The sequence below is a fragment of the Paenibacillus hubeiensis genome (assembly GCF_032334105.1).
GTDB lineage: Bacteria > Bacillota > Bacilli > Paenibacillales > Paenibacillaceae > Paenibacillus > Paenibacillus hubeiensis.
In genome coordinates, this window is the sequence record NZ_JAVYAE020000005.1 from 184431 (window position 1) to 209888 (window position 25458).

Below are 25458 nucleotides of genomic sequence, written 5' to 3' on the forward strand. Positions count from 1 at the left end.
CTATAAGCAAGCGTAAACGATATTTCTCAAGCGAGGCTGGATGTACGGCTCCTGACTGTTCAACAGGTGCTGCGCATACATAACCGTAAGTTCCGAATCCGGATCGATGATGGCCATGCAGCCGGCAGCGCCGCTCCAGCCGAACTCGCCCAGCGGACTCAAGGAGCCGCTGCCGGCCTTGGAGACATGGGTCCGTACGCCTAACCCGTAGCCGTAGCCTTTCATTTGATCCCAGGAGTAATCGCCTCGGGTCAAATCATTCAGATGGTCCGTACGCATCAGTTCGACCGAAGCCTGTGACAAGATGCGCACGCCGTCCGGGCTTGTGCCGCGCCCAGTCAACGCATTTAGGAACAGCGCGTAATCGCTGACGGTAGACAACAATCCTGCACCCCCGCTTTCCAGCGCCGTGCCTACCCGGAAACCGTTGCCGTCCATGCGAACGGCTTTGCCAAGCTCGTCATTGTACGCATACTGCGGAATCAATCTGGCCTGCTGCTCGTCATTCAGGTCAAATGCCGTATCGTGCATGCCGAGCGGGTCGGTGATTTCCTCTTTTAAGTATGTGCCGAACCGTCTGCCATCCACGACTTCAATCAAAGCGCCAAGCACATCGTGGCACATGCTGTAATTCCACTGCGTCCCGGGCTCGAACAGCAGCGGCTCTTTCGCAAGCGCCTTCGCAAATTCACGCGTCGACAACGTTCCGTTCGTGCTCTTCACGGCCTCATGGATAGATGGTGCTCCAACGTCATAGGAAAATCCGGCCGTCATCGTAAACAGGTCGCGCACCGTAATGGCTTTTGTCGCTTTCTCCAGCCGTACTTCCCCGTTCGGCAAAGTTTTTCTGACCGTCATCTCGGCATATTCCGGCAGATAGTTCGAGATCGGGTCGCCAAGCAGCATTTGTCCTCTCTCCACAAGCTGAAGCGCTGCGACGCAGGTCATGATTTTGGTCATGGAGTACAAGTTGATGATCGCGCCTTCGCCGATGGGCGTTTGCTCTTCCAAATTAGCAAAGCCGTTGCGATAACGGAAAACCGTTTCGTTGCGATGCATGACAAGTACTTCCGCCCACGGAATACGCCAAGCGGTGATGCGGTCGATAAATGAAGCAAGCGGTTTAAAATCCATGTTCGCTCATCCCTTTATATGTAGAATTGATAATTATTGCGCCATACGGCCACGTTCTCCCGCATGTAACCGCATACTATTAATATACGACCAATCGCATTCAAAGACCACCATCAGATCGCAAGAACGGACGCCGACCGGGCGAATTCCCGAATGGAAACTCAACGATCGCACCAAGCAGGCGAAACCGCAGTACGTGTTTTCCTCAAGTCCCAAGCATGCCTTCTACTTATAAGCACGGATGGGCTTCATGGCCACTGCCATAACAAACGCGGTCAACAAAAGCAGAGCACCCAATCCTTCCAGCACCACCGGAGCTCCGAAGCGGTCCGCCCAAACGGACACGACCGATAGGCCAATGATCGGCGCCGTGCTTGTGAGCGTGCCCATGACTCCATAAACCCTCCCTTGAAGTTCATCGGGCACTTCAGCGCGAACCATGATCTGCGGCAGCATCGTGCAGCAGGCGAACATGGCTCCGCCGGCTACAATGAGCGGCAAAGCCCAATACGGCGAAGTGATGTAGGATAACGCCGCGTACAACGGTCCCAGCAGCAGGAGGCCAACAAATATCCACCTTCCCCGGTGCTTCATCCGGCCAGCCATGGCCATAAGCCCGGCAGAACCAAGCATGTACCCGAGCGGAATGCAGGTTTCGATCAATCCGAATTGCACCGGATTCACTTGCCATACCTTTACCGCCATCACCTGCACGAGCATCATGGCAGACATGAAAAAGAGCAGCAGAATCGGCTGCAGCACAACAATGGCGCGCACAAGCGGCTGCGAGAAGAGATAAGCGAAGGAGCCCCTCCACTCCTGAACAAAGGTGGTTTTGGCGGTCGTTGTCCGTTCCACGGATGGAAAACGGCCGGCAGCCGCCACGCAGACCGCCGAGAGCAAAAACGTGCTTGCCGTAACGAGAATGGCATAGAAGCCGCCGATCAGCGCCACCGCCGCTCCTGCCGCAGCAAGTCCGCTGATCCGGGCAATGTTGTCGACCAAATGGATTGCGCCCGTAGCCTGCTGCAGATGTGGCTTGCCGACCAGGCGGCTAACCGAAGCGTAAAAGGCAGGTGCATGAAACAAGCTGGAGAACATCGACAGGCCAAGCATGAGCAGCAGCAATGGAAAAGGGGCATGCAGCACAAACAGGCTTACGGCAATGGTCGCGGCCATAAAAGCCCGGAACAGATCCGAGGACAGCATCAATGTGCGACGGTCAAAGCGATCTGCCAGCGTGCCTGCAAGGGAACCGAAAACAAAGCTGACCGCCATGTTGCAAATTTGCACGGCGGCCATGCTCTTGGCGCTGCCCGTCGTCTGTAAGACCCACAAGCTGATGGCAATGCCGTTGAAACAATCGCCGAAGACAGAAATGCCGTAGCCGTAAAGCAGTCTTCGAAAAGCTTTGTTGTGCCGCAATGCCGGTTCGGACGCGGTATCGTTTGCAGGACAAGCCGTACCCATGCCTGGGTGCAAATCCGCAGAGCCGGAGCCCGAATCCACCTGACGAACAGTATCCATAATTTCGTTTCCCTCCCGTTTGTATCGATCATTCCAGCCGTAAATAGGACATGCATGAAAAGCGCTCCGAAAGAAGGAGTCATTGTGCAATTCCTTCGATCAAAGCGCCTGAAGAGGTGATGAATGTATGTTTATCCTTTGGAGGCTCCTGTCGTAAGCCCCTGTACCAGGAAGCGCTGCAGGAACACGAAGAGCAGCGTGATCGGAATCGCAATCAGCACCGCACCCGCGGCGAACATCGTAAAGTTGCTGTCCTGATATCGGCTGACCAGATCCCACATGCCTACGGCCAGCGTCCAATTTTCTTTGGTGCGCAGCACCAGCCGGGCGAAAATAAAGTCCATCCATGCCCCCGTGAAGCTGGTGAGCGCCACGTAGGTCAACATCGGACGGGACAGCGGCAGAATGATGCTGACGAAGACGCGCAGATGGCTCGCTCCATCGATCCGTGCCGCTTCATCCAGGCTGCGCGGAATCGTATCGAAGAACCCTTTGACGATGAAACCGCCCAGCACGGCACCCGACGAATACACCAGAATCAGCGCGGCATGCGTATCCAGCAGCTGAATTTGCAGCAGGATGATGTAGATGGCGATCATGCTCATGAAGCTCGGGAACATGCCCAGAATCAGCATCGTGGACAGGATGGTCTTGCGCCCGCGGAAGCGGAAGCGAGACAATGCATACATTCCCAGCGTGACGAGCAGCGTCGAGAAAATCATCGTAAAGAACGCGATTTTGAGCGTATTCATGTACCATCTGCCGTACAGGAAAGAAGGGGTCGTGAACAGTTCACCATAATGCGCCAGCGTGAACGCTTCCGGCCACAGGCTTTCACTGAATAACGCGGCGCCCGGGCGCAAGGACGAGAGAACGATCCACAGCACGGGATAGATCGAAACGATGGCAATGATGACCAGCAGGACATAGCTGAGGACCAGCCGCAGCGGATTGTTTCGTTTCTTCATTGGATCATGTCCTCCTCCTTGAATGATTTCGAACGGCGGAAGTTCCAAATGGAGAACGATGCAATAATAAGGAAAATGATGATGCCTACCGCCGATGCCATGTTGAACTTGTTGTTATCGAGCGTCAGTTTGTACAGCCATGTCACGAGCAAATCGGTAGATCCGGCATATTGGTAATCGCCGCGAAGCGGGTTGCCGTTCGTGAGCAGGTAGATGACGTTGAAGTTGTTGAAATTGCCCGCGAACTGCATGATCAGCACAGGCGTTGTGGCAAACAGGATGAACGGCATCGTAATGATGCGGAATTTCTGAAAGCTGCTCGCCCCGTCCACTTCGGCGGCTTCGTACAAATCACGAGGAATGGCGGTAAGCACACCCAAAATGAGCACCATGCTGACGGGGATGCCGATCCACATGTTCACGACGATGACCGTCACTTTGGCCCAGAACGGATCGGTCAGCCAAGGCAGCCCTTCCAAACCGAACGCTCTCATGTACGTATTGATCGGACCGAACTGTCCGTTGAAAAGGTTGCGCATCAAGAGCAAGGAAATAATCTGCGGGATGGCATAAGGAAGAATGAAGATTGTACGCCACAGCTTCTTAAAACGAATGCCGCGCTGCTCAATCAGCAGCGCAACCAACACGCCGCCAAAATACGTCGTGACGGTGGCCAGCACGGCCCAAACGACCGTCCAACCCAATACGCCCATAAACGTCTGGCTCCAGGATTTCAACTGGACCAGGTCGCTGAACGTGCCGAACCCGACCCAATCGACGAGTTTGGCGGGAGGAATGTGATCCGGAGCCGAGTAGTTGGTGAAAGCCAGCGTGATGGTGAACAAGATCGGCATGATCGTGAAGAACAGGACACCCAAAGCGGGAATGGCAAGGAACAGATACGGGAACTGGGTATCCAGCGCGCTTCGAAGAGAATTCATGGCGGATCGCGGCTGTTTGCCTTCTTCCCTCCATTTTCCCGTTAAATATGCATCCCTTACGTTAAGCGTATATATAAGTAGAAATACGAACAGAACCAACAGTACGATCAGGCCGTCCAGCAGCAAAAAGATCGAGTGATCCCCTTTCTGCAGAACGGTCGATCCATTGACCTTCACGAACCGCTGCGTATTCTCGCCCAAGGTCCAGATGCCCCAGACCGCATGGTTCAGGCGGGGAATGAGGTAGGCAAGCCCTACGGCTTCCAGCGCGATCAAAATCAGTCCCTTGATCCACTGGCCATTGTACAACTGCCCCAATCCCTGCAAAATAACGGACAGCACGGCCGCGGTCACGCGGTGCTGCCTCGCTCCTTCCGGTTTTACGTTCACCGGAACATGCTGCTGCTTCATGGATATGCTCCTTCCGGCATTAGAGTGGCCTGCCCGCAGTGCGGACAGGCTGGTCTTTATCCGCCGGCCGTACCTTGCCACCATGAACTGCTGTCGTAGTCGAAGTCGAACGTTCAGCAATCCATCGTAACGAACACGGTCCAGACGCGATTATTTCGTGGTAGCAAGGCTTTCGTTAATCTGTTTGACGGCATTGTCGAGCGATGACTTCACGTCTTTGCCCCCGTCCCAAATGTCCGTAATGGCGGAAGAGATCGGTCCCCATACGCTATCCATGGCCGGAAGCGAAGGCATCGGCGTTGAATGGTTGAATTGCTCCAGAAACGCTTTGGTGATGTCGTCCCCTTGAACTTTGGGGTCTGCCGCCACGTTTTTATCTGCCGGAAGGGTTCCGTTCATCTCGAAATTAAGCATCTGCGATTCCTCGCTGGAGAGGAATGCCGCAAGCAGTTTCGATGCATTCGGGTATTGCGTGAATGCATTGACGTAATACGCCTTGACGCCGGAGAACGAGGTCATCGGTTGTCCCTCGATTTGCGGAAGGGGCGCAACGCCGAAATCGATGCCTGCATTGCGATAGTCGGCGATCGTCCATGGTCCATTGATATCCATCGCGAGCTTGCCGCTGCTGAACAATCCTTTTTTGATATCGTAATTCACGTCGCCGAGCTTGACAGGCAGGACCTCCGCTCTCAGCTTTTGCAGGAATTCCCCGCCCTTTTGCGCGCCTTCGTTGTTCAAACCGATATCCTCGCTGTTCATGCCGTCATCCCCGAAGATGTATCCGCCTTGGGATGCCAGGAACGCAAAGTCGTAGTAAAACTGCTGCAGCTCCCACATGAGTGCATATTTATTGTTTTTGGTATCGTTGAACGTTTTGGCAAAGTCGATGATTTCATCGAACGATTTCGGCGCTTCCGGATAGAGCGCTTTGTTATAGAACAAGGCATACGTTTCCACGCTGTACGGATATCCATACAGAATGTCCTTGAACGTTACTGCCTTCAAAGCGTTTTCGCTGGTCGATTCCGTCGTTCTCGATTCAAATACGTCGTTGGGCAAAATCAGGCCCGCTTCGGAGGCACTTCCGATTTTGTCGTGCGGGAAGACGACAACGTCCGCGGCCAATCCGGCCGGTCCGTCCGTCGTAAGCTTTGTCACCTGGTCCGTCGGCGGCAATTCTTCGAATTTGACCGGCACGCCGTATTTCTCCTCGAATTGTTTGATTCTGTCCGCAATGAAGCTGCTCTGGTTTTTGTCTTCCCAAATGACCAACGTGGCCCCTGGTTCCGGTTGCAGCGTGTCTGGAGTGACGGCCGGTCCTTCCGTATTTTCTTCGGCGACCGGCGTTGTTCCCGCCGTTCCGCCGCCTCCGCCTGCCGAACAAGCAACCAGCGATAACGACGTGAATGCCGCGAGTAGAATCCCCTGCCATTTCTTCATTCTCATTTCCCCTTCCCCCTGATTGGTAAAGCGTTATTGTTGCGCTCTTTCCCCCTCTGCCGTGCTCTTGTCGCCAAAGCTTCGAATCACAGCAAAGACTGCGTGTTACGTATGGACAAACGTTTGCCCAAAATTCAAATCAAGCGTCTTTGCTTATTCATCAAGAAGGAGGAAACAGACGTTAACACCCAATAATCGTCCATGTAAGCGCTGTAATAATAAACACATCATACACTAGGGTTCTCCCCTTGCACAAACGTTTGCACAAATGATTTTAGACGAAATTGCCCCAAAATTTGTTATCTGTCTTGAAAAAGTGACGTTTTGCTTGATCTGTCTTTATTTTCCTTCATTTTCCTCTCTGGAGTATTGTCCCGCATACTTGCGGATTGATTTCTTCCAAACCATGAATTAACATAGGAGCATGTTTTGATATGACGGTAGGGAAGGGATTTTTCACATGATTACAATCAAAGATATTGCCAAAATGGCGGGAGTATCCCCTTCTACAGTATCCCGGGTGATCTCGAATCATCCCCGGATCAGTCGCGAAACCTCGGTCAAGGTCCGGCAGATCATGAAAGAACACAACTATCATCCCAACATCATGGCAAAGAGCCTGGTGTCCAAAACAACGCAAACGTTAGGCATCATGCTGCCGCGGCCGGCGGAGGAGCTGTTTCAGAACTACTTCTTTGGGGAATTGCTGCGAGGCATCATGAGCCATGCCACCCGCATGAATTATGAAGTGCTGCTATCTACCGAGTCGACTTCGGGCAACGGCCTTGACGCCATCTCCCGCCTGGTCTATGGAAGAAGAGTCGATGGCATTATGCTGCTTTCGTCGCGACGGGAAGATCCGCATATTGCGTTTCTGGAAGAGGAGCGTTTTCCGTTTGTGCTGATCGGCCGCAGCGAAACCCATCCTGATGCACCCATGGTGGACAATGATAATGTGCAAACGGCTTATGACGCGACCAGCCATTTGATTGCGCAGGGACATGCCCGCATCGGGTTCGTCAGCGGACCGCCGGAGTTTACCCTTTCTCATGATCGCATGACGGGATATGCCAAAGCGATGGAAGATGCGCAGCTGCCGACCCATTCCGATTGGATTCTGGAAGGAGAATATTTGCAGGACAGCGGATTCCGGGCCATGTCGCTATTTATGTCACTGCCAAACAGACCGACGGCGATCGTGGTCATCGACGATCATGTGGCTTTTGGCGTATTGCGTGCATTGGATGAGTTGGGATATCGCGTACCTGAGGACATCAGCGTCGTCAGCTTCAACAATATCGCCCTGTCCGAATTGGCTTCACCGCCGCTGAGCTCCATCGATATCGGCACCTATCAGCTTGGCTATTCCGCCGTTCAATTGCTGTTGAAGATCATCCAAGGCGACGAAGGCGCAATCTCGCCGAACCCGATTATCATCCCCCATCGCTTGATGGTCCGGGAATCTTCACTTTATACCTTGCCAAGACAGATTTAAGCATGTCCGCGCAAACGTTTGTCCAAAATCCTGAAAACGGATTCTCCCCCCATCACCCCGGTTCCGGGGTGATGGGCTTATCCATGCTTGCCGCAGGATGAAACGAAAAAACCACGCCCTGGGAAGACGTGGTCTGGCGTTCAGCCTTTTTTGCCTGCTGATGCTGATCTATGATTCTACTTTACCGATTCCAATGCGTAACGGTTGGACGGAATTTCAAGGCCCAGATTGCCCCGCAGCGTCGTTTGCTCATACGCCGTGCGGAACAAACCGCGTTCTTGCAAAACGGGCACCACCAAGTCTACGAAATCCGCCAGGCCGTTCGGCACGACCGTCCGGATGTTGAATCCATCCGCCGCTTCCGACTCGAACCATTCCTGTATCAGGTCCGCGATCTTCTCCGGCGTGCCGATAAAGGAAGTGCGCGGCGTGGATGCCAGCAATGCCACTTCCCTTAAGGTCAAGCCTTGCTCGCGGGCCTGCTGCTTGATTTTGTCCGTCGTGCTGCGGAAGCTGTTGCTGCCCAAATCGCCGATGTCCGGGAACGGCTCATCCAGCGCATATTGCGAAAAATCGAAATGCTCGAAGTAGCGCCCCAAGTAATTCAGCGCTTGGTCGATGGATACGAGAGCGGCGATTTCTTGATATTTGCGCTCGGCTTCTTCTTCGGTACGCCCCACGATCGGACCGATGCCTGGGAAAATGAGCAGTTCCTCCGGTTTGCGTCCATGGGCTGCCGCTCTCGCTTTTACGTCCCGGTAGAATTCTCTGGCTTCTTCCAAAGTTTCGTGAGCGGTATAGATCGCATCTGCCGACCGGGCTGCAAGATTTTTGCCCGATTCCGAGGAACCGGCTTGGAAGATGACCGGGTGTCCTTGGGAGGAACGGGCCACGTTGAGCGGACCCTGCACGGAAAAATGCTTTCCGCGATGATTCAGCGCATGCAGCTTGGACGGATCGAAGAAAATGCCGGCCTCCTTGTCGCCTATGAAGGCATCATCTTCCCACGAATCCCACAGTCCTCTGACGACTTGCAAATGTTCCTCGGCAATTTCGTAGCGCAGCGAATGATCGGGATGCTCGCCTTTGCCGAAATTCAGGGCCGAGCCTTCGAGCGGAGAAGTAACGACGTTCCATCCCGCCCGTCCGCCGCTAATCTGATCCAACGAAGCGAACTGCCTTGCAACGGTGAACGGTTCGCTATACGAGGTCGACAACGTAGCCACAAGACCGATGTGCGACGTCGCGCCAGCCAGCGTGGATAACAGCGTAATCGGCTCGAAACGGTTGAGGAAATGGGGGTTGGATTTTTCATTGATATATAAACCGTCCGCGATAAACAACAGGTCGAATTTGCCTTCCTCCGCCTTGCGCGCCTGCTGTTTGTAGTATTCGATGCTGACGCTGGCATTGACCGGAATGTCCGGATGCCGCCAGAAAGAGATGCTGTTGCCGACCCCGCTCAGATTGGCTCCCAGTTTCAATTGTCGTTTGCTCATCGTGTATTCCTCCCCGAATGGATGAATTAGTGGTTGCTGCTGTGCCCTGCCCCGGCGACAGTGTCTGAATTGTCCTGCTCCAGCTTCTGTGGGGTAACCGCGCTCTTTCGCACCATCCACGCCGCAGCCAACAGGGCGATGCCTGTCAACAGGAATACGACGGGAATGCCGGCCGAGCCGCCAATAAAACCTCCGACCAGCGGACCAAGCACAATGCCGAACTGGTTGGCGGATTGGCTCAAGCTTACCGCTCTACCCCGAAATTCAAGGGCTGCATGCCGCACGACCATCGCGTTCAGCGTTGGATAAACGGCAGCAAAGAAAAGGCCGTAAGCGAAGCGGACTCCCCCGAACACATACAGGTTGAATGCTAGTACCTGCAGCAAATTGCCAATCCCGCCGCCAACCAATCCGATCATCAACGTTTTATCGTATCCAAGCCTGCCGCCGAGCCTACCCCAGCGAGGGCCCATAATGACCGTGGCCACGCCGACTGCGGAGAATACGATCCCTGCGCTAAGCGTCGCCGTATCCGGATTTCCTCCAATGGAGACGACATATAACGTAAGCAAGGGCTCCAGCACCATGACCGAGGTGGATACAAGCAGGATCAAGCCATAAATGCGCATCAAGCCCGGCGTGGCGGCAGCAGTCTTCAAATCGGCGATCCAGCCTGTGCGGACGCTCACCCGTTTCGCTTGGTTTTCGCGAACCCCCATGACGATCATTGCAGACACCAGCGTAAGGATGCCCGAAGCGACAAAACAGCCCCGCAGCCCGACCCATTGGCTGATCACGCCGCCGGCAAGGGGTCCCAGAATGCCCCCTGCCGCCGTGGAAGTCGATATCACGCCCATCGCGTAACCGACATGCTTTTCCGGCGTATTGGTGCCAACCAGCGTGACGGAAGCTGGATGGAAACCGGCCATCAACCCCTGAAATATGCGCACGGCCAGAAAGGAATACGGGTCGTGGACAAAGGCATTGGCCAAATGGGCCGCAGCCAAGCCTGCGCCGGAGCGAAGCAGCATCAGCTTGCTGCCGTGCCTGTCCGCCAGCGATCCCCAGAACGGCGCGCACAAGCCGCTGATCAGAAAGCTGATGGAAATCGATATCCCCGACCAGACTTCAAGTCCCGACTGAACGCCAAGCTCATTTTGCAGAAACAACGGAAAAAAGGGCACAGAGAGCGTATACGCCATGTAGTTGAGAAACAGGCCCAGCCATAAGATGTACAGGTTTCGCTTCCAATGCGGCATGGCATGCTTCTCCATAGGTTTAAATTCCTATCAGGTAACTAGGTTATATATCATGTTAACGGAATACTTGCGGCATGTGTAATAGAAAAGTTCGATCGGCGTATTTAATAATTGAATAGCGGCATGTTTTTGCCGCATCCGCGAATCGGGCTTATGGGGTATGCCCAGCACACCTCCAGACATAAAAAAAGGAGAGCCGCGCTGTCATACGCTGCTCTCTCCTTCTTTTCACCAAATGTAATACCGATTCTAAGGTGACGTCCCAGAAACTTGCTTTCTATACCTTGAATTTGCCGATCAGTTCTTGAAGCTCCTGCGCCATTTTGCTCAGACTGTCCGCAGACGCGGACACCTCGACCATCGATGCGCTCTGCTGTTCCGTCGATGCTGCGACGCTTTGCGTGTTCCCCGCCGACTGCTCGGCAATAACGGCCACGTTTTGGGCCATTTCAACCATGCTCTGCGCGCTGGCGTGCACCTGCTCCACGATCGCGGAAACCTCGATCGTTTCGGACGCCGCCTGATCGATGGAATCGGCAATGACGCCGAAGGCTTCTCCCGTGCGGGAAACCAATGAAATGCCCTCGCGGACCACTTCCGTCCCTTCATTCATCGAGGCTACCGCGTTTCCGGTTTCCTGACGCACTTCCTGCACCAGTTTGCGAATCTGCTCTGCGGAGCGCGTAGATTGCTCGGCCAGCTTTCTGACCTCGTCAGCAACGACCGCAAATCCCCGGCCATGCTCCCCTGCACGGGCGGCCTCGATGGCCGCATTGAGGGCGAGCAGATTCGTTTGGCTGGAAATCTGGGTGATCAAACCGATGATTTCGCCGATTTCATCCGTCTTCTGTCCAAGCTTGTGAACGACATCGGCCGTTTGATTCACTTTGTCGTGGATCGTGTTCATTTGGGCCACCGCATGATTCACGACTTCGGCGCCTTCCTGCGCCTTTTCGTTCGCGGACTGGGTCAGCTGCGTAACATACTGGATGGAACTCGATGCCTGGTTCATGCCTTTGGAAATGTCTTCGGTCGCCTGATTAAACGCGGCCGAGTTGTTCACCAACCGGTCCGAACCGTCGGCGATCTGCTGCACCGCTTCCGAGATATACTCGGCAGTTGTCCGCGTCTGCTCGGAGCTTGCGGACAATTCCTCGGAGGTTGCCGCCACCTGCTCGGCATTGAATCCGACCTGCGACACCAGACTTCTCAAATTGGCGGACATTTGATTCACGGCGCCGGACAACTCGCCGAGTTCATCCTTCGAAGTGATCTTCACCTCGTTGGTCAGGTCACCCGCGGCAATATTGTTCGTTGCCGCCATCAGCCGTTTCAACGGCGCGTCGATGGAGCGAATGATCCAGGCGGCCACCAGCGCTCCGCCCACGATGGAGACGGCAATGATCACCAACGTGGTATACAATATTCCGCGGCTTGCTGCCGAAATTTCTTCCACGTCGATGACACCCACGATTTTCCACCCGGTTGCCTCATTGGTCGCGTACACGGCAATTTTGTCCGTTCCGTCTGACGAATACTCGACATTCCCTGACGGTTCCACTTTCATTTGCTCTACGTAGCTTTCGGTATCTTCGGAACCTATTTCAATCGTCGGATGGGTTATGTACTTGTTATCTTTGTCCAATACGGAGACATAACCTGTCTCGCCAACTTTGATTTTGTTGATTTGCTCGGCAAGATTGGTCAGGCTAAGCACGATGCTGACTACGCCGGAGTCGTCGGCGGTGGCCATGGAAGGCACAACGATCACTTTGCCGTCCTGGCTAATAATCGGATTGTTGACGAGCGTCTGCCCTTTATTCTCCATGGCCAGCGTATACCACGCCCGTTCCCTCGGATCGAAATCTTCCGCAAAGGTCTGCTGCGGCGAGTTGAGCAGCTTTCCTTCCGTTGTCGCAAATTGCACATGGTCGTACTCGGATTTCACCGCTTTGATTGGGTCCAAAATTTGACGAAGCAGCGGACTTTCGTCACCGTCGACCATGCCCTTGTTCACCGTTTGCGAGAGGTATTTCAGATCCTCCAGGCTAGTGTTGATCAGTGTTTCCACTTGCGTATTCACGGTTTCTACCGATTGACGCGTATTTTTGAGAAACTGTTCCGTGATGTCTTCCTTGGCGGTCAGATACGACAACCATCCCAAACCGGCTGTCGGAACGACGAGAATCACCAGAAAGGCCAAGGTGAGGCGTGCCCGGATCGTAAACTTCCTTCCGGTTTTGGGGACGCCAGGTTGAACGACAGGCTTGCTGCGTTTTGTCTTTTGCTTCTTCATGAATCCTATCCTTTCTTCGGCATCAAAGTTCTACCCATAATCGTCATGCATAGAAAGTGGCAGTTTTATATATTTCGGCATGACAGGCCGATAACTTTAGGCTAAAAGTCCTTTGATTTAATGAAAATTATAAATTTCGACATTTTCCTTGTTGGGAATTAGAGCATATCAGCAAATTTTTATTCAAACTTGCTAGCATAGTAGTCTTTTAGTTGCGCAAAAGATACATTATCATCCAAAAATTTAGGATGAAATACCCAATAAATCAATTGACAGGATGTGTACTTGTGATATAGTAGTCGAGAAATATTTTAATATGCCTACATAGGAAGGGTAGTTGGAGATGACAAATAAACAAACAGGAAGAGCCGTACGGCGTTTGACCGCAGGCATGCTTGCATTGCAAATTGGCATCACCGCATTCGGAGTTCCCGCATTCGCTTCGAAAGTGACCATCGTCTCGCCTCATGGCGTGGAAACCTTATCGCCGGAAGGCGCCATTCAGTCCACGGGAACATGGGATGTAGGAACGCGCGCGGGAGACTATGTTTACGTGGCAGGCATGCGCGGCATTGACCCCACGACCAACAAACTGGTCGCTGACGAAGAAGGCCGCATTCGCCAGGCGTTTCTCAACATGAAGCTGATTGCCGAATCCGAGGGCGCCACGCTGCAGGACGCGACTCGCCTCGTAGTGTATGTGACGGATATGTACCGGTATCGGCCCATCGTGAATCAGATCCAGGAAGAACTTTGGGGCAAGGGTCCGTACCCCCCGCGTACGATCGTGGAAGTGGACCGCTTGAACCAGGATGACATCGTCGAGGTAGAGGGCACATTCTATGCGCCGGAGAAAACATCGAAAGCAGCTCAGAAGGGACCGTCCGCGAACGGCACGAACGTGTCGCCTAACGGCGTCAAAACCCTTGCTCCTCAAGGCGCGATCCAATCCACGGGGACGTGGAATCTCGGAACGCGGGCAGGCGACAACATTTACGTGGCAGGCATGCGCGGCATCGATCCGGCCACCAACAAGCTCGTGTCGGACGAGGAAGGGCGTATTCGCCAAGCGTTTCTCAACATGAAGCTGATTGCCGAATCCGAGGGCGCCACGCTGCAGGATGCAACCCGTCTCGTGGTGTACGTGACCGACATGTATCGATATCGCCCGATCGTGAACCGGATTCAGGAAGAACTGTGGGGCGACGGACCCTATCCTCCGCGCACGATCATCGAGGTAGACCGCTTGAACCAGGACGACATCGTTGAGGTGGAAGGCACATTCTACGCGCCGGAGAAAACATCGAAGGCAGCTCAGAAGGGGCCGTCCGCGAACGGAACAAACGTGTCGCCTAATGGCGTCAAAACCCTTGCTCCTCAAGGCGCCATCCAGACTACAGGTACATGGGATCTTGGAACGCGTGCAGGGGATACCATTTATGTGGCAGGCATGCGCGGCATCGATCCGGCCGCCAACAATCTCGTGTCCGACGAAGAAGGCCGCATTCGCCAAGCGTTTCTCAACATGAAGCTGATCGCCGAATCCGAAGGCGCCACGCTGCGGGATGCTACCCGGATCGTCGTGTACGTCACAGACATGTACCGGTATCGTCCAATCGTCAATCAAATCCAGGAAGAACTGTGGGGCGACGGACCTTATCCTCCGCGGACCATTATCGAAGTGGATCGTCTGAACCAGGACGACATCGTCGAGGTGGAAGGCACGTTCTACGCGCCGAAAAAATAAATACGCACAACATGGCGGCTCCCTTGCGGGAGCTGCTTTTTGCTGCCACGAATCCGAGAGATCCAGTCGAAGCCGCTCCATTCTATCAACTTTTGAAGGGTCAGCCCGTTCGCTGGACTTGCCTGGAATCCACGGAAACTGCGGCTTAGCCCCCTCCACATGCCGCATGCTGTAACGAACCTCCCACACCTTATATGATGTTTTGGAGAGCGGTTGGAATTCTAACGAAACTCAGACACGTTATTTGACCGGAAAATGGGCGATTATGCACCATTTCCAGGAAATAACGTGTTTCAGGTTCATTAGAGCGGCTTGAAGAACACCAAAAAGGGCTCCCGCATTCATCCTTGAACGCACGGAAACCCTTTTGACAGTACTGGAGGAGCCTTAACCGACCCAATGCGCCGACTTGGTCTTCAGCCGGGAAAGGTCGTTTTCGATATTTATCGGCTGGGAAAGCACCCACATATAGTATAACGATTTGGCCGCTTTCTCCCGGGTGACCCCTGCTTTGGGTTCCAGTTCCCGGCCGTTCCAGACTCTTCCCCGTTCAATGTCTTTCTCTGAGCGCAACAATCCCAGCATGTACGCCTTCCTCACCCGATCGTAGAGAGCCGGGTCGATCTCGGCCGTATCCTGCAGCTGTTCAAAGGACACAAGCGGATAATACATGATTCCTCGTTCGTCGGGCGCCAAATGAGCATCATAGTCCGGTTGGTCCGGGGGAACTGCTTCCCCGTTATAGTCGGTCATGTAAGCCGGGAGCACCTTCGCACCGAATTTTGCCTCAAAGGCATCCAACAGCATGCAGCCCATGGTCTCTCTGGACAATGTCCCTTCCGCCTGCACGTCCCGACCTAATACGTCTGGGGCCAGATCCAATAACCGGGACAATGCATGTCGAAATTCGCCAAACTTCATCAACGCTTCCGGGTGAAAGCAGGATCGTTCATCCAGCTTCATAACGCCCAGCTGGACCAGCTTCTCAATCTGATTCCGGTAATACGCCCCGCGTCCTGTCATGGCATCGACAGCCATCTCGGGATATACGGCCGACCAATCCTGATTCCGAATCGCTGCCTGCACCTCCGGCTTCAGCCACGAAGCAACCCGGGCAGCATCAGGCTGCCCCTGCTCCGCAAGCCGCGCAAGACACGTAGCCACGATGCGGGCAAACGACTTGGAGAGGCTTTCTTTGAAATGCGTGCCATCGATCTTGCGCGCCGGATGACCGTTCGCAAGACTGCCGTCATTGGTTTTGCCCGGCGTCTCCCCTGCTTCGATCGACATGAAGACGGCGGTTGTGCCTTCGACACCGATCTCGTTATAGTACCGCACGCTCTCCCGGTTCAAATCGATCAGCGGCACGTTCAACTGTTCGGCCAGTTCACGCATGATCTTCGGAAATTGCCGCTCGCGGAAAGAGTCCGCGTAGACATGCCCGGGCGCGGCATTCCCATCCACCCGGGACATTGGCGTGACCAGCATCGGGATCATCTGCCTGGACCGGATCGCCGGAATGTACACCTCGCGAATATACGTGCGGTACATTTCTTCCGTCGCGCCTCTGCCAAAGCGGTGGTTCTCGTCACGCGATTCGTCGTTGTGCCCGAACTGGATCAACACGACGTCCCCTGCATTTCCCGTCAGCAAAATATCGTTGAAGCGCCCTTCCGTATAAGCGCTTTTGAAGGACCGTCCGCCCATGGCATAGTTGATCACCCGCACCTGCCTCGGGTCGAACAAATCATCGAACACCTGCCCCCAGCCGCTCATCGGCGCTTCCATGAAAATATAGGATTTCACGGTGGAGTCCCCGAGCGTAAACAGTGCAGGCAGCTTGCTTTCAGGGCGCGGGTAGACCGGTATGGGCGTCAGCACCAGCTCGGCGATGCCTACAGGACAGCCCAACCGGCGAGGTTCGATTTCAACGTCGATAAAGTCGCGTCCGTTCACATAGTCGTAACTCCATAACCGCTCGTCCTGAAAAACGCGTGTCCTATTGGGTACAAGCCGTGCCGCATCCCAATAATCCGCATTCAGCAAGCCATCCGCATGCATGCCCGAGATCGCGATCATCGTGTCGCCAAGCCCGGACGTGGTACGTACCTGTATCCGATATGCGCCAGGCTCGGCCTTGACCCGGAAACACATGCCGTAATGGTTGAAATCCTTCTCCGTGGATTCGTTTCGATCCGCAAATCGTTCCTCGATGATGACGCACCCCTCTTGAACCGGCACGATCTGTTCAATATGAACCTCTCGTGGCGGCTGGGCGCAGGTTCTTTCCACGAAACCATATCCGGCGGCGTCGTCATAACGCGGGACGACGCCCTGCTCTTCCTGCACAACGGACCGATACCCCTTTTTTGGCAAAGCCGTGAAGTTGAACTGCATGCTTTTGACCATCACATCGATCCCCCCTATCCGTTCATGCCATGATGGATTGCATTGCCTGCTTTCCCTTATTCCATCGTCCAGCCATCCATTATTTCAGTCCGCACCGTGCTTATCCGGACACAGAGCCGGCGTTTGCGGAACCGTATCGTTCCACCTCCAACGATGCCAGCAGATAGGGAGCTACGCCCATCGGTGTATCGGCAACGACCTGTTCCGAAATGTAATAATCATAGGAGCCGTTGCGATCCTTGCTTAACCCGGCCCCATTGCAGATCGAATGCAAGTGCAGTCCTTGTTCGTCCTCTGACACCAGATGTGTTCCAATGCCTTCATAACCGCGCAGCATGCCTGCGGCAAAAGACTTCTCCAAATACCCCAGCCTGATGCCTTTGGCTAGTGCATAGACGAACATGCAGGAACCCGAGGCTTCCACATAGTTGCCAGGGCGCTTCGCTTCATCCAGCACCTGGTACCACAGCCCCGTGGCTTCGTCCTGGACGCGCAGCAAGGCATGGCACATGCGGTGGAAGATGCCTACCAGCGTGCCGCGCCGCGGATGAGTGACCGGGAAATGCTCCAGGCTGTCCACGAGCGCCATCGCATACCATCCCATGGCCCGGCTCCAGAAGTGCGACGACAGGCCGGTCAACGAATCGGCCCACTCCTGTTCCCGCGATTCGTCCCATCCATGGTAAAGCAGGCCGGTCCGGGGATCGCGGGTTTTGCGCTCGATCAGCTCAAGCTGGTGAGCAACCTCATCCATCAGCTCGGGACGGGCAAATACCTTCGCATATTCCGCCAGAAACGGGGATGCCATGTATAAGCCGTCCAGCCACATTTGAAAGGGATACACTTTTTTGTGCCAGAAGCCGCCTTCCGACGTCCGGGGCTGACTGATCAACTGATTTGCCAGCAAATGGGCAGCCTTCGCATAACGTTCGTCCCCCGTCTGCCGGAGGAGCGGAAACAGGTTTTTGCCCTGATTGATCTGATCGAGATTGTACTCTTCCAACGAATACGTGCGAATCGATCCATCCTCGTTTACAAAAGCGTCCATATGCCTTTTTACAAAGCGAACATATTCGGCCGCTCCAAGCTGCTCGCCTGCACGTCCCATGGCCATGAGCAGCATGCCGGGCACATAAGCCCATCGTTTCAATATATATTCATGTTCTCCCCGATCATTACACTGTCCCAGAATCATTTCTGCAATGGTTCGTGCGCGGCTTGCCTGTGCTGTTTTCACGTGATCCATTCCGTGTTCCTCCTGTCATTAGTTCTCCTTCCCCTGCGGGTCCAACGCGTGAGCATTGTTCGACCGGGTAATGATCGCAGATTCTAATTCAGCCCCTCGTATTCGAACCAGCCGAAGTCAGCGAATACATCATCCCTTCCAGCGCTCTCCAATGCCTCGCTTCCGGTCGAGTCTGTGCCCGGCTGCGTGCAAGCATACAGGCCGATGTACGTGCCCGTAAATCCCCCGGCCCGGTCCGTGCTGAGCAGCCTGCCGTCTGCGTGTTCGCACAAAGGCGTCCATTCCGCCGAGTCATGCTCGCGATAGTCGAAACGGTAATCCTGATGATGCGCTTCTACCTTCAGTTGGATGCGATCGGCTGCCCATGCTGCCGCAGCCAGCCGTCTCTCCCGTCCGCCTTGGCGCTCCATCAGGCGCAGTACACGCTCGCCCCGCTCCAAGGCGATCTCGCATCGAAAATGATGATCCCCGTTATGGAACAGCGCTAGCCCCGCCGTTTCGCCTTCATGCCCGGGCTTAAACTCCAACTGCACGGCTGCCCTGAAGCTCAGATGCTGCTGGCGGCGTCCGACGAAGGCCGGATTGCCCTGTCCGGAAAGCGTTTCTTGCTTCAGCCTCAACCGTAGATAACCGGGACGTTCGCCAAGGCTCCAAAAGTCGCCGCGCGGCGTACGGAGGAAGTTCCAGACCGGGGAAAGACCGCTTCCATCGAACTCGTCCCGGACGGGATCAGCGGGCCAGACCGTTTCCGGCAAATCCGGCGCCTGGACCTCCAGTTCCAGCCTGCCCGCACCCGGGCTGACGACAGGCCATTCCTGTTCCCACACTACCGGAGCCAGAAACGTTTCCCTGCCCAGATTGCGGTAATATCCACCCGCCGTGCGGGAAGCAAGGCAGAACATCCACCACTCGCCATGCTGCGTCTGGACCAATTCGCCATGGCCCACGTTGACGATGGGATACTCCCGGCCGAGATGCCGATGGGTCAGGATCGGGTTAGCCTTGTGGCCTTCATATGGACCGCGCACGCTGCGGCTGCGGGCAATCGTTACCGCGTGCGTATGCCCTGTTCCGCCTTCAGCGATCAAGAGATAGTACCAATCCCCGATGCGGTACAAGTGTGGCCCTTCCTGAGCATGCGCGACTTTGAGCGCGCCTTGCCAGATGCTTTCTTTTTCGCCGATCAGCCGTCCTTGTTTCAGGTCAATTTCCTGCAGCCAAATATCCATATGTTTGGGATGGTCCTGCCCTTCCGGCGGGACGCGATTGCCCGTATAATATGCACGGCCGTCCTCATCGAAGAAGAGTGAGGGATCGATGCCCGGTGCGTCCTCCAGCCAAATGGGGTCCGACCAGTCGCCGGCCGGGTCCCTGGTTGTGACGTAAAAGTTATGTTCTTTTTTGTCGTTGTCGACATAAGTCGTGATCATGTAAAATACGCCATCATGATACCGGATCGTGGGAGCCCAGATGCCTCGCGAAGGCAGGATGCCGTCCAGATTGAGCTGGGAGGCGCGGTCGAGCACATGCCCAAGCTGCCGCCAGTGAACCAGATCCTTGCTGTGGAACAGCGGCACGCCCGGAAAATATTCGAAACTGGATGTCACCAGATAATAGTCATCGCCTACGCGAATGGCCGACGGGTCGGGATAAAATCCGGGCAGTACCGGGTTTTGAAACGTTCTCAACATAACTCTCCTCCAGTTCGTCGTATGGAAACACGCCCATTATAGTGGATTGAGAGGTCGTTTTTTTAATCGTTCCATGTGCATTTCGCCTTTTCTTCATCTTTTTTGCTCTTATGAGGGATGCCCCGGCCCACCCTGAATCCCAAAAAAAGAAACCATCCTGCATTTACGGATGATTTCTTATCGTTGCAAAAATGGATGCTAACGTGGTTCTCCATTATTGTCAGCTTACTTAAACTCTTCCGGACCGACATCCATCGCAAAGGTACCATCAGCATACAATAACGGACTGCGTTCAACGTTTTTGCGAGAGTATTGCTCTACGTGTGAGACGCGCATTTGCTTAGAATCGGTAAAATCGATGTGAGCAATCGCTACCCAATATGAAAGATGGCTTTTCTGGTGCAGCGGCGTGGTCACAACTTGCCCCTGATGATTGTCGACCACTGCTCGGACCTTCATGGATTTGAAACTTCCAATCCCGTTGCTGAGCGCGCTGTATGCCGCAAACAGAATGTATTTCAATGCCTCGGGGCGATGGATGACGATGGTTTCTTTGCCATGGGATAATGCATCCCCGTATAACTGTATGTAGGGTTGTTCAAGAGCGGATCCCAGGTTGCGATAATAAATTTTTCCGATCTCGTTGTCCTTCGTCACATAGAAGCAATAGAGATCCAGATCCTTGTCTTTTTTCCATTCTAACGTGGCGGTAACTTTTTCAGACTTCTTAATGTTGATGCTTTCTTGCTTTTTAAGGTCCAGCTTCAATGGCATGGGCGGTTCTTCTATTGCGGCAGCAGCTTCTTCGGCGGCATCCTCCAGCGCAAGGCCGTAATTGGTGACGAGTGCGGCAAGTCCGCCATGAAACCCGCTCCCGACGGCATTGAATTTCCAGTCCCCGTTATGAATGTACAGTTCGCCCACAACGATGGCCGTTTCCAGATTCAATCCGTCTCCGAAATGAAATGTAGCGATTTGTTCGCCATTGGAAGGATCATAAATCAGGCATGAGGCGTCCCGGACCATGGAAAAATTTTTTCCGTTGATTTCTCCTTCATGGATCGTCAGCGTGATTCCGATTTTATCGATGTCGGGCGGGATTTTACCAAACGAAATATGAATGCGTTCCATCTGCCCGTCTCCACCGAAACTATGCCTAACGGCTCCTTGCCTGCCCGATTGTTGGTTATAGAAAATCATATCATCGTCTCTCGTGCATCTCCCTTCATGATTAAGAAGAAACGCAGAAGCGTTGATATCGATGGATGGTCCCGACGTATGCCACGTAAGCCCAATCGCCAATTCAGGAAATATCCTGCCTTTAGTAAGTTCCACTTTTTGTCCTTTTTGCACAATCATAAACGCTCCTCCTCTTCCAGACACAACTCCAAAAATGCAAACAATCCGGATGCCTCCACCGCACGCCTGCCCCAATCATGCCAAAAGTAAAGCACCTGCCCCGCCTGCCCACGTTCTGACGGGTCCATGTCAAGACACAAGTAATCCCCGCCGCCGTTGCTGGCAATCGGAATCCATTTCGGATTCCAAGCCATCGGTTTGATTTCGGCATCGGCCTCCGGTTCCATTTCATCCGGTTCGAACTCCTCCTGCAGGAAACGCCAATTCTCCAGCACCTCCGCTAGCGGGGACAGGGTCAGGTTGCGGACGAAACACTCCGTCCCGATCTCCCACACCTGTCCATTGTGCACGCGATAGAGGTCCTTCATTTCTTCAGGCAGGGAGAAGCCGAGTCCGGTCTCGACATCGCGAAACTCCTCTTCGCTTGCACCCTGCTGCAAACCCAACGCCTCCCTGAAATCCGGACGCTCGTTTGCTCCTTTCGCAAATATGCGCTGCCACAACGTTTCTGCTTTGCTGACCATTCGGCTTCATCCTCTCCCCATAAGATTCCCGGCATGCTGCCGGAGCAGATTACATTTCTTTTAAAACGCCTTTGACCAAACCGATAAACGTCGTTTTCACCTGCGCAGCCACTTCGATGACCTCATCGTGGCTCAGCGGCTGGTCCAAAATGCCGCACGCCATGTTGGTCAGGCAGGAAATGCCAAGCACTTTCATGCCACCATGGGTCGCCACGATTGCTTCCGGAACGGTGGACATGCCGACGGCATCCGCGCCCAGCGTGCGAATCATGCGAATCTCGGCCGGCGTTTCGTAGGCTGGTCCCGTCCACCACGCATACACGCCTTGCTGCAGGCTGATATTTTGTTCCTCGGCGACCCGCAATGCCAGATGGCGCAGTTCACTGCTGTACACCTCGGACATGTCGGGGAATCGAACGCCAAGCTCATCATTGTTCGGGCCGATGAGCGGATTGTTGGCCACCAAATTGATATGGTCCGTAAGCAGCATCAGTTGACCTGGCGCAAAGCCGGTGTTCACCGCGCCGCAAGCGTTGGTAACGATCAGCTTTTCCACGCCCAGCGCCTTCATGATGCGAACCGGGAACGTCACTTCATCCAGCGTAAATCCTTCATAATAGTGAAGGCGCCCTTTCATCGCAACAACCGTTTTGCCCTGCAGCTCACCGATCACGAGTTCGTTCGCATGGCCAACGGCTTCGGATTGCGCAAAATGCGGAATGCTTGCATACGGAATCACCGTTGCATTTTCGATCTCGTCCGCCAGCGCCCCAAGGCCTGAGCCCAAAATCATGCCGACAACAGGTCGGCTTGCGCCGATTTTGCCCAATATGTAATCTCGCGCTTCATGAATATGTGATGTTTGATGCATGGATAGGTCCTCCCGAATGTATGGAATTAGAGTAGGCGAAACAGCACTGCATGATCCAGTGTAAGCTACCGAACCATCCGATGCAAACGAAAGGCTGACCTAAAAGGCAAAGACAAAGGCCGCTCGGCCCCTTACGACTGGAGCAGCTCGAAATACGGGATGACAGTGCGTCGAAATCCGGAGCTTCGCCCACATTCTCGTGAAACTGCATGCCAATGGAGTAAGCCTCATCTTGTCCCCACTGTACACAAAAAAAAGACTCTCTGTCGAGAGTCGGCATTCATATATTCCGTACAAACGAATGTAAACGAAGCTGATCCGTCCTTCGGCTTTAATCCACCGTCATGATCGAAGCCCCGTAATCTTCAATATGAACCTTCGCGCTAAACGTAACGGGAATCGCAACAAACTCTCGGTCCCAGTCGTCCTTGAGCTGCTCCCACAGGGCGGGATGCTGAATCCGTACGGTTTTGCCGAAGCCGGCTGCTTCCGCCCGCAGCAATTTCATTTTGGCGACGGCCTGCTGTGCCAGCGCGATCACCCGCTCCTCCACGATATCGGCTTGTTTGGCGAGCAATGCATTGTTCCCCTTGTTCTCTTTGCGAACAAAACTTTCCGAGATTCGACCGGTCGACGTTAACGTGACATGAAACGAAAGCTCGTCTCCCCGAACGTTGGCTTTGATTTCGCTTTTGGCAGACTTGATTTCGTAGGTGAAATTTCGCTGTGAACCCGGCTCCGCGACTCTCACGATGCCTCCGGCCAGATCGCCGGTGATCCACTGCAGCCCCTCCACATCGATTTCGCTTAAATGACCGCCGTATTCCCGCGTTTTACCACGGATTATGCCCGCACCGGACAGCTTGACACCTTGTTTCGTGACGATGACATTGGGCAAGATGAAGCTTGAACCCGACTTCAAGGGACCGATGACTTTGGCGAGTGAAACCGGTTTGACCATACGGGCGCTGCGGGATCGGTTGTTGAACAGGTCCTTAAGCATGAAGGCCGGCGTCTGTCTGGAATGCGTTTCTTTAAACGCATCGCTGGCCATTCCCGTGCTCGTAAAAAGCAGCAAGCTCAATCGAATATCGTTATCCGCCAGATAGAAGTCCAAGAGCTCATTCATGGGTACCTGCTCCAGCAGTTTCGAACCGATGACAATCGTTTTCAGATGAAAGCCTGCCGGAGACTGGTTGCTGAGATAACTTTCCCTGGTCATTTCCATGTTGGAATTTCCCGTCTCCTGTTCGTTGTAGAACGTTTTTCCCGGCGAAGCGGCACCGGAATTATCCCCCTTCTCAGGCAAAACAAACTGCACGGTTCGCCGGATGTATTGTTTGGAGTCATTGCTCTCCTTCCCCACTGCTGACGATGCGCCGTTCTCGTCCGGGGAAATCCAGTCCAGCGCAATCCCGGCCTCGAGATTGCGCTCCTCAATCGGTGAACTGCTCCAGCACCCCGCAAGCAGGATGCATCCTGTGAGCGCGCTGATCAGCAGCATGCCGAGACGTGCTTTTTTCATGACAGTTTCGACCTCCAAACGGAAAGCAGGAGCAGGATGATCGGAAAACACGAAAAGAGGACCAAATTGGCTTTTCCGACAAAAGCTCCCACAGCAAATACTTCATTCATGTTTTGAGGCAGTTGGGACAACACACAGATGAAGGGCACGGTCACATACAAGCTCCATTTGTACGGCATTTTCGTGATCTGGGACAACCCCAAAGCCGCGCAGTAGAACACAATCGTGAAGGTGGCGAAAATCTGGATGATCCAGATGGACAACAACAGGGATTCGAACCGTTCCAGCAACAGGTTCTCCACCTCCACGCTGCGCGCGAGATCAAAAAAAGGCCAGGTCCGCGTCAGGACGCCATCAATCGAAAATGCGCCGATACAGATGATCACCGCCGTCGTATAAAATACGACAGCCAACCCGATGCCCCACCCGGCAATCAGCGTCGCTTTCTTTGGGTTTTGCATTCGGCACAATATGAACAACAGACATTCGCTCCCGCTGAAGGTCAGCGTGGTCGATCCCATGCCATGCAGGACAGGCATGAACCCTTTGGCGAGCACCGGTCGAAGATTGTCCACATCGAAAATATGAAAACCCAGCGAAAAAATCAGAATCAGGACAAAAGCGATGATCGGAAAGATCACTTGACACACTTTCCCGATCGTGGTTATTCCCTCCATACACAGGTACAGGGATGTCCATATAAACAAAGCCAAGATGGCCCAGCCTGGCGTTCCTTCCAGCAGAAAGAACGAAGTGACTTCTTCCATGGATCGCAGTTCGAAACTGGCCACATTGATGTAATACAGGATCAAGATCAATCCGATGCACTTGCCCACGAAAGAACCGGCAATTTCCTGCACGTATTCGTAAAAGGTCATTTCCGGAAAACGCTGGCTCAGCTTGATGATGATCCATGCGTTAACAAAGCTGTATGTTCCTCCGACAGCCACCGTCATCCAGGCATCAGGCGTGCCGACTGCCTCGGCCAACTCCCTCGGCAAGATCAGCAGCTCCGCGCCAATGATGAAACAAACAATCACACCCATGGCTTGTAACGTCGTTAGCTGGTTGGATTGAGGCAACCCGGCTGACATCGCTGCACCCCCTTCCTGA

The 25458-nt window shown here is 54.0% G+C and carries 18 protein-coding genes; 2 read left to right on the top strand and 16 right to left on the bottom strand.

The genetic code is table 11. The features are described 5' to 3' along the window. The 5 genes from RSX24_RS16130 to RSX24_RS16150 form a co-directional block, all read right to left on the bottom strand. Positions 1-1134 (bottom strand): serine hydrolase domain-containing protein, encoded by a 1134-nt coding sequence (locus RSX24_RS16130; protein WP_343261181.1) that lies wholly within the window; start codon positions 1132-1134, stop codon positions 1-3. A gap of 225 nt (positions 1135-1359) precedes the next feature. Beyond that, positions 1360-2661, bottom strand: coding sequence for an MFS transporter (locus RSX24_RS16135; protein ID WP_343261182.1), 1302 nt, complete (start codon positions 2659-2661; stop codon positions 1360-1362). Positions 2662-2792: 131 nt separating this feature from the next. Next, positions 2793-3629 (bottom strand): sugar ABC transporter permease, encoded by an 837-nt coding sequence (locus tag RSX24_RS16140; protein WP_236415619.1) that lies wholly within the window; start codon positions 3627-3629, stop codon positions 2793-2795. Continuing rightward, positions 3626-4981, bottom strand: a complete 1356-nt coding sequence (locus RSX24_RS16145; protein WP_236415617.1) for a carbohydrate ABC transporter permease — start codon at positions 4979-4981, stop codon at positions 3626-3628. Before RSX24_RS16145 ends, RSX24_RS16140 begins: the two co-directional genes overlap by 4 nt. Before the next feature lie 150 nt (positions 4982-5131). Continuing rightward, a complete protein-coding gene (locus RSX24_RS16150) occupies positions 5132-6424 on the bottom strand; it encodes a sugar ABC transporter substrate-binding protein (protein WP_438286848.1) in 1293 nt (430 codons plus the stop codon). A gap of 460 nt (positions 6425-6884) precedes the next feature. Here RSX24_RS16150 and RSX24_RS16155 point away from each other — a divergent pair, with 460 nt between their 5' ends. Continuing rightward, the gene (locus RSX24_RS16155) at positions 6885-7919 is read left to right on the top strand and encodes a LacI family DNA-binding transcriptional regulator (RefSeq protein WP_339274112.1); all 1035 of its coding nucleotides are present in this window, start codon (positions 6885-6887) and stop codon (positions 7917-7919) included. A 176-nt stretch (positions 7920-8095) separates the two neighbouring features. On the opposite strand, the gene RSX24_RS16160 is transcribed toward RSX24_RS16155, so the two are convergent. The 3 genes from RSX24_RS16160 to RSX24_RS16170 form a co-directional block, all read right to left on the bottom strand. Next, positions 8096-9418: an LLM class flavin-dependent oxidoreductase gene (locus RSX24_RS16160; RefSeq protein WP_343261183.1), complete on the bottom strand. Its 1323-nt coding sequence runs from the start codon at positions 9416-9418 to the stop codon at positions 8096-8098. A gap of 26 nt (positions 9419-9444) precedes the next feature. Further along, on the bottom strand, positions 9445-10677 hold the full coding sequence (locus RSX24_RS16165) for an MFS transporter (protein ID WP_343261184.1): 1233 nt from the start codon (positions 10675-10677) through the stop codon (positions 9445-9447). 277 nt (positions 10678-10954) lie between these two features. After that, entirely contained in the window at positions 10955-12973 is a 2019-nt protein-coding gene (locus RSX24_RS16170) for a methyl-accepting chemotaxis protein (RefSeq protein ID WP_236415611.1), read from the bottom strand. Between the two features lie 343 nt (positions 12974-13316). Between RSX24_RS16170 and RSX24_RS16175 the strand changes: the two genes are divergently transcribed. Beyond that, positions 13317-14720 (top strand): RidA family protein, encoded by a 1404-nt coding sequence (locus tag RSX24_RS16175; protein ID WP_339274118.1) that lies wholly within the window; start codon positions 13317-13319, stop codon positions 14718-14720. A gap of 387 nt (positions 14721-15107) precedes the next feature. Here RSX24_RS16175 and RSX24_RS16180 read toward each other — a convergent pair whose 3' ends face one another. The 8 genes from RSX24_RS16180 to RSX24_RS16215 form a co-directional block, all read right to left on the bottom strand. Beyond that, complete coding sequence (locus RSX24_RS16180; RefSeq protein ID WP_343261258.1) at positions 15108-17129, bottom strand: GDSL-type esterase/lipase family protein; 2022 nt, start codon at positions 17127-17129, stop codon at positions 15108-15110. A gap of 100 nt (positions 17130-17229) precedes the next feature. Beyond that, the gene (locus RSX24_RS16185) at positions 17230-18375 is read right to left on the bottom strand and encodes a glycoside hydrolase family 88/105 protein (protein ID WP_343261185.1); all 1146 of its coding nucleotides are present in this window, start codon (positions 18373-18375) and stop codon (positions 17230-17232) included. Between the two features lie 83 nt (positions 18376-18458). Next, positions 18459-20066, bottom strand: a complete 1608-nt coding sequence (locus RSX24_RS16190) for a glycoside hydrolase family 43 protein (protein ID WP_343261186.1) — start codon at positions 20064-20066, stop codon at positions 18459-18461. Between the two features lie 225 nt (positions 20067-20291). Then, positions 20292-21425: a TerD family protein gene (locus RSX24_RS16195; protein ID WP_339274124.1), complete on the bottom strand. Its 1134-nt coding sequence runs from the start codon at positions 21423-21425 to the stop codon at positions 20292-20294. Next, on the bottom strand, positions 21422-21949 hold the full coding sequence (locus RSX24_RS16200; RefSeq protein WP_343261187.1) for an SMI1/KNR4 family protein: 528 nt from the start codon (positions 21947-21949) through the stop codon (positions 21422-21424). Before RSX24_RS16200 ends, RSX24_RS16195 begins: the two co-directional genes overlap by 4 nt. Positions 21950-21998: 49 nt before the next feature. Beyond that, positions 21999-22820, bottom strand: a complete 822-nt coding sequence (locus RSX24_RS16205; protein WP_339274128.1) for a purine-nucleoside phosphorylase — start codon at positions 22818-22820, stop codon at positions 21999-22001. A gap of 331 nt (positions 22821-23151) precedes the next feature. After that, positions 23152-24345 (bottom strand): Ger(x)C family spore germination protein, encoded by a 1194-nt coding sequence (locus tag RSX24_RS16210; RefSeq protein WP_343261188.1) that lies wholly within the window; start codon positions 24343-24345, stop codon positions 23152-23154. Beyond that, positions 24342-25439, bottom strand: coding sequence for a GerAB/ArcD/ProY family transporter (locus RSX24_RS16215; RefSeq protein WP_343261189.1), 1098 nt, complete (start codon positions 25437-25439; stop codon positions 24342-24344). Before RSX24_RS16215 ends, RSX24_RS16210 begins: the two co-directional genes overlap by 4 nt. Positions 25440-25458: the final 19 nt, after the last annotated feature.

Coding starts and splice junctions, on each gene's coding strand:
- RSX24_RS16185 (WP_343261185.1), bottom strand. CDS start 18,375: ATGGATCACGTGAAAACAGCACAGGCAAGCCGCGCACGAACCATTGCA.
- RSX24_RS16205 (WP_339274128.1), bottom strand. CDS start 22,820: ATGCATCAAACATCACATATTCATGAAGCGCGAGATTACATATTGGGC.
- RSX24_RS16210 (WP_343261188.1), bottom strand. CDS start 24,345: ATGAAAAAAGCACGTCTCGGCATGCTGCTGATCAGCGCGCTCACAGGA.
- RSX24_RS16130 (WP_343261181.1), bottom strand. CDS start 1,134: ATGGATTTTAAACCGCTTGCTTCATTTATCGACCGCATCACCGCTTGG.
- RSX24_RS16165 (WP_343261184.1), bottom strand. CDS start 10,677: ATGCCGCATTGGAAGCGAAACCTGTACATCTTATGGCTGGGCCTGTTT.
- RSX24_RS16150 (WP_438286848.1), bottom strand. CDS start 6,424: ATGAAGAAATGGCAGGGGATTCTACTCGCGGCATTCACGTCGTTATCG.
- RSX24_RS16170 (WP_236415611.1), bottom strand. CDS start 12,973: ATGAAGAAGCAAAAGACAAAACGCAGCAAGCCTGTCGTTCAACCTGGC.
- RSX24_RS16195 (WP_339274124.1), bottom strand. CDS start 21,425: ATGATTGTGCAAAAAGGACAAAAAGTGGAACTTACTAAAGGCAGGATA.
- RSX24_RS16200 (WP_343261187.1), bottom strand. CDS start 21,949: ATGGTCAGCAAAGCAGAAACGTTGTGGCAGCGCATATTTGCGAAAGGA.
- RSX24_RS16180 (WP_343261258.1), bottom strand. CDS start 17,129: ATGGTCAAAAGCATGCAGTTCAACTTCACGGCTTTGCCAAAAAAGGGG.
- RSX24_RS16140 (WP_236415619.1), bottom strand. CDS start 3,629: ATGAAGAAACGAAACAATCCGCTGCGGCTGGTCCTCAGCTATGTCCTG.
- RSX24_RS16175 (WP_339274118.1), top strand. CDS start 13,317: ATGACAAATAAACAAACAGGAAGAGCCGTACGGCGTTTGACCGCAGGC.
- RSX24_RS16190 (WP_343261186.1), bottom strand. CDS start 20,066: ATGTTGAGAACGTTTCAAAACCCGGTACTGCCCGGATTTTATCCCGAC.
- RSX24_RS16160 (WP_343261183.1), bottom strand. CDS start 9,418: ATGAGCAAACGACAATTGAAACTGGGAGCCAATCTGAGCGGGGTCGGC.
- RSX24_RS16145 (WP_236415617.1), bottom strand. CDS start 4,981: ATGAAGCAGCAGCATGTTCCGGTGAACGTAAAACCGGAAGGAGCGAGG.
- RSX24_RS16135 (WP_343261182.1), bottom strand. CDS start 2,661: ATGGATACTGTTCGTCAGGTGGATTCGGGCTCCGGCTCTGCGGATTTG.
- RSX24_RS16215 (WP_343261189.1), bottom strand. CDS start 25,439: ATGTCAGCCGGGTTGCCTCAATCCAACCAGCTAACGACGTTACAAGCC.
- RSX24_RS16155 (WP_339274112.1), top strand. CDS start 6,885: ATGATTACAATCAAAGATATTGCCAAAATGGCGGGAGTATCCCCTTCT.